At 67.7% G+C, this 15,998-nt stretch carries 14 protein-coding genes, 1 other RNA gene and 2 pseudogenes; 8 read left to right on the top strand and 9 right to left on the bottom strand.

What is annotated here, in order from left to right; translation table 11 throughout:
- Window positions 1–12 precede the first annotated feature (12 nt).
- The gene (gene mraZ, locus A9K58_RS10345; RefSeq protein WP_004143635.1) at window positions 13–459 is read right to left on the bottom strand and encodes a division/cell wall cluster transcriptional repressor MraZ; all 447 of its coding nucleotides are present in this window, start codon (window positions 457–459) and stop codon (window positions 13–15) included.
- A 324-nt stretch (window positions 460–783) separates the two neighbouring features.
- On the opposite strand from mraZ, the gene A9K58_RS10350 reads away from it, so the two are divergent.
- Complete coding sequence (locus A9K58_RS10350) at window positions 784–1,572, top strand: NRDE family protein (RefSeq protein ID WP_065199290.1); 789 nt, start codon at window positions 784–786, stop codon at window positions 1,570–1,572.
- A 287-nt stretch (window positions 1,573–1,859) separates the two neighbouring features.
- Entirely contained in the window at window positions 1,860–2,339 is a 480-nt protein-coding gene (locus A9K58_RS10355; RefSeq protein ID WP_065199291.1) for a DM13 domain-containing protein, read from the top strand.
- Window positions 2,340–2,427: 88 nt separating this feature from the next.
- On the opposite strand, the gene rnpB is transcribed toward A9K58_RS10355, so the two are convergent.
- Window positions 2,428–2,778, bottom strand: an RNA gene (rnpB, locus tag A9K58_RS10360) — RNase P RNA component class A.
- A gap of 154 nt (window positions 2,779–2,932) precedes the next feature.
- Window positions 2,933–3,751, bottom strand: a complete 819-nt coding sequence (rsmI, locus tag A9K58_RS10365; RefSeq protein ID WP_065199292.1) for a 16S rRNA (cytidine(1402)-2'-O)-methyltransferase — start codon at window positions 3,749–3,751, stop codon at window positions 2,933–2,935.
- Window positions 3,752–3,832: 81 nt separating this feature from the next.
- Between rsmI and A9K58_RS10370 the strand changes: the two genes are divergently transcribed.
- Genes A9K58_RS10370 through A9K58_RS10385 form a run of 4 tightly spaced genes read left to right on the top strand, consistent with a single transcriptional unit; the run spans window position 3,833 to window position 7,961 of the window.
- Window positions 3,833–5,554 (top strand): penicillin-binding protein activator, encoded by a 1,722-nt coding sequence (locus tag A9K58_RS10370; RefSeq protein ID WP_065199444.1) that lies wholly within the window; start codon window positions 3,833–3,835, stop codon window positions 5,552–5,554.
- Entirely contained in the window at window positions 5,544–5,912 is a 369-nt protein-coding gene (locus A9K58_RS10375) for a YraN family protein (protein WP_196769186.1), read from the top strand. Before A9K58_RS10370 ends, A9K58_RS10375 begins: the two co-directional genes overlap by 11 nt.
- 49 nt (window positions 5,913–5,961) lie before the next feature.
- A complete protein-coding gene (locus tag A9K58_RS10380; RefSeq protein WP_065199294.1) occupies window positions 5,962–6,579 on the top strand; it encodes a metal-dependent hydrolase in 618 nt (205 codons plus the stop codon).
- The gene (locus A9K58_RS10385) at window positions 6,576–7,961 is read left to right on the top strand and encodes an FAD-binding oxidoreductase (protein ID WP_065199295.1); all 1,386 of its coding nucleotides are present in this window, start codon (window positions 6,576–6,578) and stop codon (window positions 7,959–7,961) included. Before A9K58_RS10380 ends, A9K58_RS10385 begins: the two co-directional genes overlap by 4 nt.
- Window positions 7,962–8,407: 446 nt before the next feature.
- On the opposite strand, the gene A9K58_RS10390 is transcribed toward A9K58_RS10385, so the two are convergent.
- Complete coding sequence (locus A9K58_RS10390; RefSeq protein ID WP_065199296.1) at window positions 8,408–10,429, bottom strand: acyltransferase family protein; 2,022 nt, start codon at window positions 10,427–10,429, stop codon at window positions 8,408–8,410.
- Between the two features lie 487 nt (window positions 10,430–10,916).
- Between A9K58_RS10390 and A9K58_RS10395 the strand changes: the two genes are divergently transcribed.
- Together A9K58_RS10395 and A9K58_RS10400 are read left to right on the top strand one after the other, a co-directional pair.
- On the top strand, window positions 10,917–11,327 hold the full coding sequence (locus A9K58_RS10395; RefSeq protein ID WP_065199297.1) for a hypothetical protein: 411 nt from the start codon (window positions 10,917–10,919) through the stop codon (window positions 11,325–11,327).
- 128 nt (window positions 11,328–11,455) lie between these two features.
- On the top strand, window positions 11,456–11,827 hold the full coding sequence (locus A9K58_RS10400) for a DUF805 domain-containing protein (protein WP_065199298.1): 372 nt from the start codon (window positions 11,456–11,458) through the stop codon (window positions 11,825–11,827).
- A 191-nt stretch (window positions 11,828–12,018) separates the two neighbouring features.
- On the opposite strand, the gene thiL is transcribed toward A9K58_RS10400, so the two are convergent.
- From thiL to A9K58_RS10425, 5 genes and pseudogenes are all read right to left on the bottom strand, one after another.
- Window positions 12,019–12,981 (bottom strand): thiamine-phosphate kinase, encoded by a 963-nt coding sequence (gene thiL, locus A9K58_RS10405; RefSeq protein WP_081284034.1) that lies wholly within the window; start codon window positions 12,979–12,981, stop codon window positions 12,019–12,021.
- A gap of 125 nt (window positions 12,982–13,106) precedes the next feature.
- Entirely contained in the window at window positions 13,107–13,586 is a 480-nt protein-coding gene (nusB, locus tag A9K58_RS10410) for a transcription antitermination factor NusB (RefSeq protein ID WP_065199299.1), read from the bottom strand.
- Window positions 13,583–14,050 (bottom strand): 6,7-dimethyl-8-ribityllumazine synthase, encoded by a 468-nt coding sequence (gene ribH / locus A9K58_RS10415; protein ID WP_010481977.1) that lies wholly within the window; start codon window positions 14,048–14,050, stop codon window positions 13,583–13,585. The genes nusB and ribH overlap by 4 nt, the downstream gene beginning before the upstream one ends.
- A gap of 179 nt (window positions 14,051–14,229) precedes the next feature.
- Window positions 14,230–15,329, bottom strand: a pseudogene (ribB, locus tag A9K58_RS10420) (3,4-dihydroxy-2-butanone-4-phosphate synthase).
- Window positions 15,326–15,951: pseudogene (locus A9K58_RS10425) on the bottom strand (riboflavin synthase). Before A9K58_RS10425 ends, ribB begins: the two co-directional pseudogenes overlap by 4 nt.
- Window positions 15,952–15,998: the final 47 nt, after the last annotated feature.

Genomic DNA, 15,998 nt, shown 5'->3' on the forward strand with positions numbered 1-15,998 from the left:
GGGCACCCCGGCTCACAACTTCAGGTCGAGCAACCCATCACCCAGATCCTCGTCAGACAGCGTCTGCTGGATCAGGGCCCGATGCGCCTGCTCGCTCCACAATTCGAACTTGTCGCCCATACCGAGCAATACCGCCTTCTTCTCAATGCCCACCGCACCGCGGTGGCTGGCGGGGATGCTGATGCGACCGTTGCCGTCCAGCTCCAGGTGGGCGGCCGAGCCGACCAGCTTCTGCTGCAACAGGCGCACGACGCGCTGGGTGTTGGGCTTGGACATCACATCGTCGCGGACCCGTTCCCATTCCGACTCGGCGTACAGCCACAGGCAGCCGGCTTCGAACGGGTTGTAGGTCAGTACGAGACGGTTGTTGCTGGCACGCGCGACGAGGTCGCGGTACGCGGTAGGAACCGCCATGCGCCCTTTGTCGTCAACTGTGATGGCCGTCTCGCCCTGGAACACGACGCCTGCACCTTGTCCTTCGCTCGGTGAAACATTGAACCACGAAAACCCACAAAACACCCGGATTTCCCTCTGATGCCCACCTTAGCAGCGGGCGGAGGGTTGTCAACAACTTTTCAGCAGGGAAATCGCCAGCCGCATCAATGGCTTGCAACAACCTTTAGAGAATTGTTCAAGGCTTATCCACAAGTTGCTGATCCGTCTCAATTTTTGAGATTGAACAGAAGTTCAGGGGCGTGGACGGGGCGTGAAACGTCACGCGCGCATTCATACGGAACCGGTCGAAAAGAGCACTGGATTGCGCAAACCGTGCACAATGTCACCATGTGCCTGCTTGCTCTTGGCTGGATGCACCATCCGCGCTGGCGGCTGGTGATGGCCGGCAATCGCGATGAGTTCCACGCCCGCCCGACAGCGGCACTGGCCCCCTGGCAGGAAGAGGCCACCATCATCGGCGGGCGCGACCTGCGCTCCGGCGGCGGCTGGGCCGGCGTGGACACCGGCGGCCGGATGGCCGTGGTCACCAATGTCCGCGACCCGTTGGCCACTCAGGCCGGCCCCTCGCGGGGCGCTCTGGTGGCGGATTTCCTCCGCGGCCGCGAGCCCGCTGCGGTGCATATCGAGCGGTTGGCGACGGTGGCCTCCGCCTATGCCCCGTTCAACCTCCTGCTGGCCGATGGCGACACGCTGGAGTACCTGGGCAATCATCCAGCCGAGCGGCAGACCCTCGGCCCGGGCGTGCATGGCATGTCCAATGGCGCGCTGGACGCGCCCTGGCCGAAGACCCGCCGGCTGATGGCAGCCCTGTCGGCCTGGCTGGAAGAAGGTGGGGTCAGATCCCTTTCGCAGGGCGAAAGAGATCTGACCCCGGACCTGACCCCACTCTGGCAGGCGCTCGCCGACGAACACCGCCCGGCCGACGGCGACCTGCCCGATACCCGCATCGGCCTGGAACGCGAGCGCTGGCTCAGCTCGGCCTTCATCCGCGGCGACGACTACGGCACCCGCGCCAGTACCGTGCTGCTGATCGACGCCAACGGCCACGGCGAGATCCACGAACGCCGCTTCGGCCCGCAGGGCCTTCCCAGCGGACAAAGCCGCGTCAGTTTCTGACCCGATCATGCCGGGCGCTGGCCGGATGCCCTTGCCCGCGGGGTAGTGCCGGCGACACATTGTCGCGATCCACGCGACGGCAGCCGTCATCGCAACGGGCCTGAAACGTCATTCAGCTTCCAGCCGCGACCGCGATCCGCCCGTGCCACAGGGGTCCCGGCATCGCAGCCCGCCCACTGTGCCCTTTTCTCATTCGGCACTGTGTCTATAAATGTCGCCTGCGACCTCCCAGGGTGGTCGCGCCCGGCACCGCGCCGCGCACTCCATCGCAACCACAAGGAGACCCCATGCGCCGCATCCTCATCCTGCTTGCCACCCACCTGCTCACCCTCGGCCTCGGCTTCGGCCTGGGCGTCTACCTCCTGCCGATCCTGATCGCCCCCGATGATCCGCCGGTCGCCCAGGTGCAGGCCGCCATGAAAGATGCGGCCTACCGCACCACCTTCCGCCGCGACCTCAAGGGCAGCGACGCAGTGCACTGGGCCGAAGGCAAGATCAGCGTCAGCGCCACCCAGGTCGCCTTCGACGGCAGGATGGGGCCGGGGCCGGATTACAAGGTGTACCTGGTCCGCGATTTCGTCGACAACAAGGCCGACTTCCTGAAGATCAAGGCCCAGGCCCAGCGCATCGGCGAGGTGAAGACCTTCAACCGCTTCCTGGTAGACGTGCCAGCGAACGTCGACGTGGACGACTACACCACCGTTGTAGTGTGGTGCGAGCGCTTCTCGCAGTTCATTTCCGCAGGGCAGTACCGTACGCCGGGCTGAACAACCTCCCGAGCGTCTGGACGGAGAGCAGCCGAGCTTGGCTCGGCTCTACTGTAGAGCCGAGCCATGCTCGGCTTACCGGAAAAAGAGGCGGAGCCGGCCGATAAGCCGGGTTCTGTCGTGGACAGTCATTCCTCTAGGCGTTACGTCACCGCAACGCTCAAGCAACCTACCCGGATCCAACGCGGGCCGCGCCAAAGGATCCCTATTTGGTCTTGCTCCAGGTGGGGTTTGCCGTGCCGGTCTGTTGCCAGACTCGCGGTGCGCTCTTACCGCACCATTTCACCCTTGCCGGCCTTCCGAAGAAGACGTAGGCGGATCTTTCTGTTGCACTTTCCGTCGGCTTGCGCCGCCCAGGCGTTACCTGGCACCTTGCCCTGTGGAGCCCGGACTTTCCTCGGCACCCCCGAAGGGATGACGCGACTGTCTGGCCGGCTCCGCCAGCGCATATTCTAGCGTACGCAGGTCCTTCCTGCCGTGCTGATCGCGGCGTCCGGTTCATCCATCCACGCATCGCACGGATCTACCGATTCCGCTGCTCTGGTGGGGCGGATTCCGCTTTGGTGGGTGCGGACCTGGGTCCGCACGATCCATCAACTGCCGTACAACGCCTTGCGCGGCGCGCCGGTCAACTCGGCAGCCAGCCTGGCGGCGGTCGACGGCGGCAGATGCTCGCTCAGCTTCGCGTATACCTGGCGCCCGTGCGCCAGCTGCGCCTCCTCGTCGTCGCCGGCGCCCTGCACCATCACCACGAACTCGCCCTTGCGCTGGTTCTCGTCGGCCTCGACCCTGGCCAGCAAGCCGGCCAGATCGCCATCAAGCACGGTCTCGAACAGTTTGGTCAGCTCGCGTGCCAGTACCGCCGGGCGCTCGCCGCCGAAGATCGCCGCCATGTCGGCCAGTGATTCGGCGATGCGGTGCGAGGACTCGTAGAACACCATGGTGCGCACCTCTCCCGCCAGCGCCTGCAGGCGGTCGCGCCGGCCACTGGCCTTGGCCGGCAGGAATCCCTCGAAACTGAAGCGGTCACTGGGCAGGCCAGCCACACTCAGCGCAGCGATGGCGGCACAGGCACCGGGAACCGGACTGACCCGGACGCCGGCCGCACGCGCGGCGCGGACGAGGCGGAAGCCCGGATCGCTGACCAGCGGCGTGCCAGCGTCGCTGACCAGCGCAAGGGATTCGCCGGCCTGCAGGCGCGCAACCAGGCGCTGGGCCAGCGCGTCCTCGTTATGTTCGTGCAGGGCAACCAGGGGCTGCTGGATGCCGAAATGGGACAGCAACTGGCCGCTGCGGCGGGTGTCTTCGGCACAGATGGCCGCCACCGAACGCAGCACCTCCTGCGCGCGCGGGCTCAGATCGGCCAGGTTGCCGATCGGGGTGGCGACGACATACAGGGTTGCAACACTCATTTCAGCGGTACTCACGGGGCAAGGGTAGAATCGTAGCGTGTACCTGGCCAAGGCCGCTGCCCTCATCGCATGGACCCGATCATGAACAAGCCCGCCGCACGGATCTCCGCCCTGTCGTTGTCGCTGATGCTGCTGGCCGGCTGTGCCACCACCAGCCTGACCAGCACGCCTGATTCGCCGGCCCAGAGCCAGGCGCTGGCGCTGATCGAACAGGGCAAGCCGCGCGACGCCGCGCTGCAATTGGAAGGCCTGGCGGCCACCCTGCGCGGCGGCGCGCGCAGCAATGCCCTGGCCGACGCGGCCTGGGCCTGGCATCTGGCCGGTGACAGCGCCCGCGCACGCAGCCTGCTGGGACAGCTCAGTGCCCGCCAGCTGTCCGGCGCAAGCCAGCAGCGCTACGAGCTGGCCAGCGCCGAGCTGGCCCTGGCCGACAAGCAACCGGCACAGGCGCTGGCCCTGTTGAAGACCCCGGCCGACAGCGTCGCGGTCGGCCTGCGCACGCGCTGGCTGCTGGCCCGCGCCCAGGCCCTGCAAGGCACCGGCGATGCCTTCGCTGCCGCCAGCGAGCGCGCCCGCGCGCATGCCGGACTGGCTGGCAGCGCGCGCAATGAGAACCAGGCAGCCATTGCCGGACTGCTCGGCACCCTCGATGACGCCACCCTTCGCAGCCGCGCGGCGGCCCTGCCGGCCAACGACCCGCTGTACAACTTCGCGGGCCGGGCGCTGATCGCGCGCGGCCTGCCGCTGCCGCGCCCATTCGATCGTGACGGCGCAGCCCAGTTCGATACCAGCAAGCGCCCGCCGGCGATGAGCGACGGCTATCGGCCCCCCTCCAGGCTGGCCGTGCTGCTGCCGCTCAGCGGCCGCCTGGCCACCGCCTCGCAGCCGGTGCGTGATGGCCTGCTCAGCGCCTACTACGGTGAGAGCCGCCGCCGCCCGGACATCCATTTCTTCGATACCGCCGGTACCCCGGCCGGTGCCCTCGCAGCCTACGACAAGGCCGTCGCCTCCGGCGCCGACTTCGTGGTGGGCCCGCTGGGCCGTGACGAAGTGGACGCCGTATACGGCCGCCAGCAGTTGCAGGTTCCGGTGCTGGCCCTGAACCGTGGCAAGGGAGCCCCCCCGGCCGGCAGTGCCGGCTTTTCGCTGGCGCCGGAAGACGACGGCATCGTCGCTGCCGAGTACCTGCGTGGACGCGAGCGCAACCGTGCGCTGGTGATCAGCAGCAACGACGACACCGGTCGCCGCGCGGCCGCCGCCTTTGCCCAGCGCTTCACCCAGCGAGGCGGCCAGGTGGCGGCCACGTTCAACGTCGGCGATGCCGTCGGCGATGTTGGCGCGCAGGTGCGCAATGCCGGCCAGGTCGACGCGGTCTTCCTCGCCGTGCGTGCGCCGCAGGCCCGCCTGCTGGCGCCGCAGCTGGCACTGGCCGGCGCCGGTGGCGCAACCCGCGTCGGCACCTCCCAGCTGACCGTTGGCAGCGGCAAGTCGGAGGAGGACGTGGCGCTGGACGGCATCGTCTACCCGAACGAAGCCTGGAACGTGCGCAGCGTATCCGGCGTGCCATCGGCCAGCCAGGTGGCCGGCACCCTGCCCAGCGCCCGCGGCGCGGCCGGCCGCCTGTTCGCATTCGGCGCCGATGCCTGGAAGATCACCGCCTACCTGGACAAGCTGGCCAATGAAGGCGGCCTGGACGGCGCCACCGGCACCCTGTTCCTGGACAGCAACGGCAACATCCTGCGCCAGCCCGCCTGGTCGACCTTCAATGGCGGCCGGCCGATGCCGATCGCCGGTGGTCGCTGAGCGCAGCCAGCGTGGCTCGGCGGTGGAAGCCGCCGCCGAGCAGTACCTGCAACAGGCCGGGCTGCGGCCGCTTGCACGCAACGTGCGGTATCGCGGAGGCGAGCTGGACCTGGTGATGGACGATGCCGGCACGGTGGTGTTCGTGGAAGTGCGCTATCGGGCGCGGTCCGACTTCGGTGGCGGTGCCGCTTCGGTGGATGCGCGCAAATGCCGGCGCCTGGCGCATGCCGCGCAGCTTTACCTGCAGGACACCCCTGCGCTGGCCAACGCCCCCTGTCGCTTCGATGTGGTCGAGGCAACCGGCGAACCACCGCAGCTGCACTGGCTGCGTGATGCGTTCCGGCTGGATGATTGCTGATGGGTACCCTTTGCCGGCCAGCGGCCGGCACTACCATGGACCGTGACTGATGCCTTCGATCATCACCCATGCCGCCGTACCGCTCGCTCTGTGGTGCGCGGCCGACCGCGACCGCATTCCGCTGGGCCTGCTGGCTGCGGGCGTGGTTGCGGCCATGCTGCCCGACGCCGACGTGCTCGCCTTCGCTCTGCACATCCCGTATGCCGATGCATTCGGCCATCGCGGTGCCAGCCATTCATTGCTGTTTGCCGGCGTGCTGGCGGCATTGGCCGCAGTGTTGGCGTTCCTTGGCAGTCGCCGAGCTTGGTCGGCACCCCACAGCTCCGGTAGCCGACGACCTGGGTCGGCGGTTCTCTGCCAACCAAGGTTGGCTCCTGCCTTGCAAGCAGCAGCGTTCATCTTCGTCTGCGCCGCCAGCCATCCACTGCTGGATGCGATGACCTCCGGGGGGCTCGGCGTCGCACTGGCCTGGCCATGGAGCGAGCAACGCTTCTTCGCACCGTGGCGGCCGATCCGCGTCTCACCGTTCGCTCCGCAGTTCTTCAGCGCGCGCGGGCTGGCCACCCTGCTGTCTGAACTGCGCTGGGTATGGCTGCCGCTCGCCACCGGCGTTGTCGCCTGGAAACTGATCCAACCCGCGTCTGCGGCCCCACGAGATCCGTCATGAGTACTGCCTTGCCTGCTGCCCTGGTTGCCGAACTGTCCGCGCTGCTGGGCGCAGCCGGTTGGCGCACGGATGACAGCGCGCTGGAGGCGAACGCGCAGGACAACTCATGGCGCCGCCAGCGCCCCGCCGCAGTCGCGCTGCCGAGCGATGTGGACCAGGTGCAGGCGCTGGTGCGCGCCTGCCGCGCCCATAAGGTGGCCCTTGTCGCACGCGGCGCGGGTACGGGCACGACCGGCGCAGCGGTGCCGCAACCGGGCAGCATCGTGCTGTCGTTCACCCGCATGGACCGCATTGTCGAGATCCGCGCCGGTGATCGTTGCGCGGTCGTGCAGCCGGGTGTGCTCAATGGAACCCTGCAGCAGGCCCTGGCCCCGCATGGCCTGTTCTGGGCACCGGATCCTTCCAGCGCCGACATCTGCAGCATCGGCGGCAACCTCGCCTGCAATGCCGGTGGCCCGCGCGCGGTGAAGTACGGCACCAGCCGCGACAATGTACTGGGCCTGGTGGCGGTGACCGGCACCGGCGAAGTGGTCCGCTGCGGCGGCGCCTACACCAAGGACGCCACCGGCTACGACCTCACCCATCTACTGGTGGGCAGCGAAGGCACGCTGGCACTGATCGTGGAAGCCACGTTGAAGCTCACCCCGTTGCCGGTCAGCCAGGCCGGGCTGCGCGTGCTGTACCGCGACGCCGATGCCGCCGCCGCCGCGGTTTCCCGGTTGATGTCACAGCCGGTGGTGCCGACCCGGCTGGAGTTCATGGATGCGCGCAGCCTGGAGCTGCTGCGGCTCAATGGTGCCGACGTGCCGGAGGCCGGCGCAATGCTGCTGGTCGAGGCCGATGGTGACCACGACACCCTGCCCTACCTGCTGCAGGCGCTGGCCAGCGCTGCCGAGGGCGACGGCATGATCGAACTGGATGTGGCGATGGAAGGACGCGCGCGCGACCAACTGTGGGCAGCGCGCAAGGCGTTGTCACCGGCCTTGCGCAGCGTCGCCCCGGGCAAGATCAACGAAGATGTGGTGGTGCCGGTGTCGCGCATCCCGGAGCTGGTGGCCGGGGTGCAGGCATTGGCGCGCGACTACACGCTGACCATCGTCACCTTCGGCCATGCCGGCAACGGCAACCTGCACGTCAACATCCTCTACCACCCGGAGGATGCCGACGAGAACACGCGCGCGCATGCCGCGCTGCCAAGGATCTTCGAGCTGGCGCTGGCGCTGGGTGGCACGTTGTCGGGCGAACACGGCATCGGCCTGGCCAAGCGCGATTTCATGGCGCAGGCCTTTACCCCGGAAACGCTGGCGACGATGCGCGCGATCAAGGCCGCGCTGGACCCGGACGGCATCCTAAATCCGGGCAAGGTGCTGCCACCGGCGTAGGCCGCGCGCGCTCCTGTAGAGCCGAGCCATGCTCGGCTGCTCCTCGACCACATCGCGATGACGCCCGCGCTGCGCGCGAAAGCCGAGCGTGGGCTCGGCTCTACAACGTGTCGTTCACCTTCGCGCTCCTGTAGAGCCGAGCCATGCTCGGCTGCTCTCCATTCCGTTTGCGCAACTCCCGCGCTTCGCGCGAAGGCCGAGCGTGGGCTCGGCTCTACAACGGCGTGTCGTTCACCTCCGCGCTCCCGTAGAGCCGAGCCGGTGCTCGGCTGCTCTCCATTCCGTTCGCGAAATTCCCGCGCTGCGCGCGAAGGCCGAGCGTGGGCTCGGCTCTACAACGTGTCGTTCACCTTCGCGCTCCTGTAGAGCCGAGCCATGCTCGGCTGCTCTCCATTCCGTTCGCGAAATTCCCGCGCTGCGCGCGAAGGCCGAGCGTGGGCTCGGCTCTACAACGGCGCGTCGTTCGCAATATCGATCAGGGTCTGCCGGAAGCCGGGCAGCAGCACGCGATTGCCGTGCCCGCTCAGATGATCGTTGTCGAAGAACAACGGTTCACCCTCTTCCACCGCCGAACAGGTCTGCGGCCCGCACAGCAGCGGTAGCGGGTCCCAGACGGCCAGCGCTGGATAGCGCGCGGCCAGTTCACCCAGCAATGCCATCTGCGGCGCGCGCAGCCTCTCCAGATCCGCGCGCGACATACTCAGACCTCCCGCGCATGCCGGGTTGTGGCGGTTGAACCAGTCCGAGCACCGGTAGGCCCCAGCCTTGAACAACGGCAGCGGCGCGTCGATGACCACGTGCACGCCCAGCTTCTGCAGACGCCCCAGAACCCGATCGGCCTCATCACGCGCGGCCCGTGCGTTCGCAGGCGTGCGCTCATCCAGCAAGCGGCGATAGATCTGCTGTGCATCCTGCCGCTGCCAGTCGAACCCGCGCAGCTCCGGCATGCGCAGGGCCGCCAGCAGCACGAAGTCACCGGGGCGCGCCTCGCGCTCGATGGTGGACAACGCGCCTTCAATGAAGGCCTGGCAGTCGGTGGGGCTGGCCCGCAGCAGATTGACGAAGCTGCAGCCGCCGCGATCCTGCTGGCGCACCTCCATGCCGGTCTGCCGCGCGACCATGCTGGTCATGGTGCGATACGCCGCCGCATGCGAATCACCGGCCACGAACAGGCGCCGCCCTTCAAGCGCCGGCGCACTCACCGGCTCCAGCGGGCGCCACGCGGGGTAGCGGCGCGCCTGCCATGCGTAGCCGTCGCGGGTGACGCTGAGCGAGACCTGTTCGTGGTATTCCACCGTGGCCCAGGCGCCGGCACCGCACAGCGCCCCCAGCGGCAACGCCATCGCCAGTACCTTGGCCGGTGCCAGCCGCAGCAGCGGCGCCGCACTGCGCAGTGGGCGCTCGATGAAGTGGTAGGACGCGGCCGACACCGCCAGCAGCAGCACGGGATACAGCCACAGCGCAGCACCGTGCAGGCCATACGTCCAGCGCAGCAGCACCAGCAGAGGCCAATGCCACAGGTACAGCGAATAGGACAGCCGGCCCAGGTAGGCCAGCGGTGTGCAGCCCAGCGCACGGGCGATGCGCGATGTCCCCGCTGTCGACACGCTCGCCAACAGCAGCAGGGTACCGGCCACGGTGGCCAGCACGCCCGGCACCGGCATCGCCAACTGCGGGGCGATCAGCACACCCGCGGCCAGCAGCGCCAGGCCCGCCACGGCAGCCGCGTCGCTGCCCTGGCGTGGCGTACGTTTATGCATCCACTGATACAGCAGCGCGCCCGCAGCCAGCTCCCAGAACCGCGCAGGCAGCAGATAGAACGCTGCCGCCGGTACTGCCTCCGCCTGCCACGCGGCCCACGCCAGCGACAGCACGGTGAGCACCGGCAGCAGCCAACGTGACCACGGCCAGCGCGCGCGCCCGCGCAGCCAGACGAAGAACAGCAGCGGGAAGACCAGGTAGAACTGCTCCTCCACACCCAGCGTCCACGTATGCAGGAACGGATTGAGTTCAGCGCCGGGCGAGAAATAGTCGTCCTGCTGACCCGCCAGCACGATGTTGCTGAAGCCGACCAGGGCGGCCCAGCCGGTCTGGTCGAACTGCTCGTTGCGCCACGCGCGGGGAATGAACAGCGCCGACAGCACGAAGGTGGCCATCAACATCACCAGCAGCGCAGGCAACAGGCGCAGCACGCGGCGCCGGTAGAAGTCGAGCAGCAGTGCGCCGAGTGATGCGTTGGCACGCGACGCCAGCGACTGGCTGATCACGAAGCCGGAGACCACGAAGAACAGGTCCACCCCGGTGAAGCCGCCGGGCAGCCACGTCGCGTTGGTGTGGAAGAGGACGACGGCCAGCACCGCCAGTGCACGCAGGCCATCAATGGCAGCGTTGTGGGAACGTTCGGGAGACGACATGCAGGTGACCAGCAGCAAGTGATCCGGCAGCATCGCCATCGATGGCGCAGTCATTCAATGGACAGTCGCGACAGCGCAGGCGTGTGTTTAGGCCCGATGCAGCCGATGGCCACTGTAGGGCCGAGCCATGCTCGGCCGCTTTTCGATCAGATCGCGATGATCCGAGCGTGGGCTCTACAGGAATGTCGCGATTGCCATGCCGAGGCGCGCGCCACGCGTCTGCACCTTCTTTGAATTTTCAAATCTTTCTCATTGGCAGTGCTGGCGCTTCCCGCAAATGATGTAGCGCCACCGACAACGGGTGGCACGGGCTTCCAATCCCGTTCGGTTAATGTCGTTTCGCTTGCCTGCCGGCGTCGCCCTTTCCTTGTTGGGTGGCGTCGGCAGGCATTCTGTCCGCGCACCTATGGCGGGCGGTGCGTGGGGGCCTCGTGCCCGCCGGCGTTTGACGACGTTAGCCACCGGTATTGGAACCACGCACCGTCCGCCACCCTCGCTGTTAAGCAGGGTGGCCCCTTGCCGCTTGCACAAGGACGCCGCCATGACCGCTTCCCCTTACCCGCACCTGTTCGCCACCCTGGGCGAGGCCGCCACGCGCCTGCCCGATGACCTGGCCCGCACGCTGGAAGACACCTTCGTTGCGCTGCAGACCGGTAACAGCGCTGGGGCCATCACCCTGCAGGCCTGCCTGCAGTACATCCGCCAGGGCGATGCCGCCGATGGCCAGCCGTGGCCCGGCAACAACCGTTCACCCGGCCAGCGCCTGGCGTTGGCGCGCATCGACCGCGCCAATGCGGGGCTGAGTTTCCTGCTGGAGCTGCTGCACGCCACCGAACGCGTCCGCGTGGACGGGGATATTGATCAGCAGATAGGCGATGGCGCGCGCGAGGGCCTGCTGCTGGCCTGCCGTGGACTGGCCGAGTATGTGGATGTGCAGTTGCGGGCAGTGTAAGCATCCAACAAGGAGAACTGCGGGGTAGCGCTCAGTTCAGTCGCGCACTGCGCGCAATTGCAACGATTCCGATGGCTCCTCATCACAGGAGCACCAATAGTGCGCACTTCTTTTCAGGGAGTGCCCAGATGCACAAGATGATGATTCCGCTTACCCGCTACGCACAGTTCAGCGGGCGCGCCAGTCGCAGTGAATTCTGGTGGTTCCAGTTGTTCGTCGTGATCGTGCTGATACCGTCGAATGTGCTGGGCTTCATTGCTGGCTACACCGGTTCAAGCACGCTGGCACTGATATCGACGGGCGTGGGCGCATTGGTGTGGCTGGCGATCATCGTGCCGATGATTGCAGTGACCGTGCGCCGGCTGCATGACACCGACCGTTCCGGCTGGTGGTACCTGCTGATGCTGGTGCCGATTGTGGGCCTGGTGGTGCTGGTGTTCCTGCTGCTACCCGGCACGCCGGGCAACAACCGCTTCGATGCAGCGGTTCCGCACGTGTAACCAGCCCGCGTTGGTAGGTGTCGGCCTTGGTCGACACGGTGTTGCCAAGGGCGACTGACACATCCGTGCCAACCAAGGTTGGTACCTACCAGAGCAACATCGATGTATTTCACTTGGGGTCAGATCCCTTTGCGGCGCAAAGGGATCTGACCCCCCGAAGCTCGGCACCCACCAGTGCAGTACCGCTGCGGCTACGCGAAGTGCTGGTATCCGCCGTCGGCGGCTTCGCCGTCCACGTGCACGCCCTGCCCTTCGGCGATGCGGCCGATGCGGGTGAGCGGCACGTCCAGCGATTCGGCCAGGTAGTGCAGCGCATCGCGCTGGTCGGCAGCCGCGGTGAAACACAGCTCGTAGTCGTCGCCCCCGCGCAGAGCGCACTCGCGCGCAGTTTCGCGGCCGAGCAGCTCACGCAGCGCGTGCGAGATCGGCAGCGAATCAGCCTCGACATGCGCGGCCACGTTGCTGCGCGTGGCGATGTGGCCCAGATCGGCCAGCAGGCCGTCGGAGACATCCACCGCCGCATGCGCGAAGGCACGCAGGCGCAGGCCGAGGGTCACGCGCGGCGTCGGCCGCAGCAGGCGCAGGCGCAGGCTTTCGTAGTCGGCCAGCAGGGTAGCGGTGGTCACGCTCAGCGCGCCCTGCTGCCATAGGCGCAGCGCGCCGGCGGCATCGCCCAGCGTGCCGCTCACCCATATGTCATCGCCCACCTGTGCGCGATCGCGGCGCAGCGCCTGGCCGCGCCCGACCTGGCCCATCGCGGTCACCGACAGCGACAGCGGACCGCGCGTGGTGTCGCCACCGACCAGCGCGATGTCGTGCTGGTCGGCCAGGGCGAAGAAGCCATCGGCAAAGGCCTCGATCCAGTCTTCAGATGCTTCCGGCAGCGACAGTGCCAGCGTGCACCACGCCGGGCGCGCGCCCATCGCGGCCAGGTCCGACAGGTTGACCGCCAGGGTCTTCCAGCCGATATCAAAGGCCGGGGTTTCCACCGGGAAGTGCACGCCACTGTTGAGCGTATCGGCGGTGACCACCAGTTGCTCATTGGCACGCGGCTGCAGCAGCGCGGCGTCGTCACCGATGCCGAGCAGGATGTCGTCGCGCTCGAGGGTGCGGGCGCGGATGCGGTCGATGAGGGTGAATTCGGCCAGGGACATGGGGCGTTCTGCTTTCTTGTAGAGCCGGGCCATGCTCGGCTGCAGTTCGATCACGCGCCGCACTGCCGGACGCAACCGTGCGCTGCACGGTGAGCCGAGCATCGCTCGGCTCTACAGAAACCAGGTCAGTGACCCGATTCGACCTTGCGCCATTCCACGGCGGCACGATCCAGCACGCCGTTGACGTAGGTGTGGCCGTGCTCGGAACCGAAACGCTTGGCCGATTCGATGGCTTCGTTGATCACCACGCGGTACGGCACGTCCAGGCGATGCCGCAACTCGTAGGCGGCCAGGCGCAGCACCGCACGCTCGATCGCATCGACTTCTTCGATGCCACGGTCCAGGTACGGGCCGAGCGCTTCGTCGATGTCGCGACGATGGTCGAGCACGCCGTGAACCAGCGCTTCGAAATACGCCAGGTCGGCGATTTCGCGGGCCTGCTCGTGGGCGAACTGGGCGATCAGCGACTGCGCGTTGCCGCCGGAGATCTGCCAGGCGTAGATGGCCTGCACGGCACGACGGCGCGCGCGCGAGCGCAGCACCGGATCGACGCCATCGCGGCGGACGGGTTTACCGGAGGGCTTGCCCTGGGTGTTCTTGTTCATGGCAGCTGCTCCAGAAGATTGACCATTTCCAATGCGGCGAGTGCGACTTCCTCGCCCTTGTTGCCGTGGCTGCCGCCTGCGCGGGCCTCGGCGTCTTCCACGCGTTCCACCGCCAGCACGCCGTTCAGCACCGGCACGCCGAAGTCCAGCTGCACGCGCATCAGGCCTTCGGCGCAGCGGTCGGCCACGTGTTCGTAGTGGCGGGTATCACCCCGGATCACGCAGCCCAGGGTGAGGATGGCGGCGTGTTCATGGGCGGCCGCCAGGCGCGCGGCCACCAGCGGCAGTTCCCAGGCACCCGGCACGCGGATCACGTCGATGTTGGCTTCGGTGATGCCGTTGCCGGCCAGGCTCTGGCGGGCGCCAGCGACCAGCGTATCGGTGATGCGGGCGTTCCAGCGGCTGGCCAGGATGGCGAAGCGCGCCGATTCGGGAGTGCGAAGATCGCCTTCGTAGTGGCTCATATGCGGCTTGGGGAACTCGATAAGGGGGTAATTCTAGCGTGGATGGGCCCCGGCCGTGGCTGGTGGGGGCCCGCAGGGTGTGCCGACCAACGGTCGGCACCCACCCGAGGTAGGGCATGGTCGGCACCCACCAGAGGGCAGACGGTGGGTGCCGACCGTTGGTCGGCACGCCAAGCGGCTTACAGGGTGACCGTCTCCACCACTTCCAGGCCGTAACCGGCCAGGCCGACCTGGCGGCGCGGGGTGCCCAGCACGCGCAGCTTGCCCAGGCCCAGGTCGGACAGGATCTGCGCGCCGGCACCGTTGCGGCGCCACTGGCCCACGTCCTTGTCCTTGCCCGGCACCACCGGCGCCGGCTGCTGGCGCAGGCGGGCCAGCAGGTTTCGCCATCGCGCGGGGCCGACAGCACCACCATCACGCCCGTGCCCTGGGCATCGATCGCACGCAGGGCATCGGTGGCGGCCACGCCGAAGTCGTCGCGGCGCCAATGCAGCAGGTCGGCCAGCGGGTTTTCCACCTGCACGCGCACCAAAGTCGGGGTCTCCGCATCCGGGGTACCTCGGACCAGCGCGAAATGCAGGTCGTGGGCGATGCGGTCGCGGTAGGTCACCAGCTTGAACGGGCCGAATTCGGTGTCGATCTCGCGCTCGTCCACGCGTTCAACGGTCTTTTCGGTGGCCAGGCGGTAGGCGATCAGATCGGCGATAGAACCCATCTTCAGGCCGTGCTCGCGCGCGAACACTTCCAGCTCCGGGCGGCGCGCCATGCTGCCATCCGGGTTCAGGATCTCCACCAGCACGCCGGCCGGCTCCAGCCCGGCCAGCATGGCCAGGTCCACGCCGGCCTCGGTATGGCCAGCACGGGTCAGCACGCCGCCCGGCTGGGCGATCAGCGGGAAGATGTGGCCGGGCTGGTGCAGGTCCGACGGCTTGGCGTTGGGCTTCACGGCAGTGCGGATGGTGTGCGCGCGGTCGTGCGCCGAGATACCGGTGGTGACGCCTTCGGCGGCCTCGATGCTGACCGTGAAGTTGGTCTGGAACTGCGCGGTATTGGCCTGCACCATCGGCGCCAGGCCGAGGTCGGCGGCGCGGGTGCGGGTCAGTGGCAGGCACACCAGGCCACGGCCGTGGGTGACCATGAAGTTGATGTCCGACGGCTTGACCAGCTCGGCGGCCATGATCAGGTCACCTTCGTTCTCACGGTCTTCGTCATCGACAATGACCACCATGCGGCCCTGGCGGATGTCTTCCAGGATCTCCGGAATCGGGGCGAAATTCATGCTGCGTCTCCCTGTGGGTGCTGACCGTTGGTCGGCACACTGATCAGCCGCTCGACATAACGGGCGACCAGATCGATTTCCAGATTGACCGCGCTGCCCACGCCGGTGGCGGAGAAGGCGGTGTTGGCCACGGTGTGCGGGATCAGGGCCACTTCGAAGCCTTCGCCATCCACCTCGTTGACGGTAAGGCTGACGCCATCCACGCAGATCGAGCCCTTCCTGGCGATGTAGCGGCGCAGCGCGGCCGGCGCGGCGAAACGCCAGCGCTGGCCCGTGCGTCTTCGCGGATCGACAGCACCTGGCCGAGGCCGTCGACATGGCCACTGACCAGGTGGCCGCCCAGGCGATCGGTCGGGCGCATGGCGCGCTCCAGGTTGATGACCGCCCCTTCCTGCAGCTGGCCCAGCGTGGTCAGGCCCAGGGTCTCGGTGGAAGCGTCGGCCTGGAAGCTGCTGGCGTCGAAAGCGATGACGGTGAGGCAGACGCCGTTGATGGCGATGCTCTCGCCCATCTGCACGTTGTCGAACGGCAGATTGCCGACATTGAAGGTGAAGCGGACATCGCCGCCGATGGATTCGCGTGCGGCCAGGCGGCCGACGCCCTCGATGATTCCCGTAAACACGTAACGTTCTCCGCGGAAAGTGAGCGAAAAACGCCGCAAGGCAAACA

Origin of the sequence: Stenotrophomonas maltophilia, assembly GCF_001676385.1 — a bacterium.
Classification (GTDB): domain Bacteria; phylum Pseudomonadota; class Gammaproteobacteria; order Xanthomonadales; family Xanthomonadaceae; genus Stenotrophomonas; species Stenotrophomonas maltophilia_J.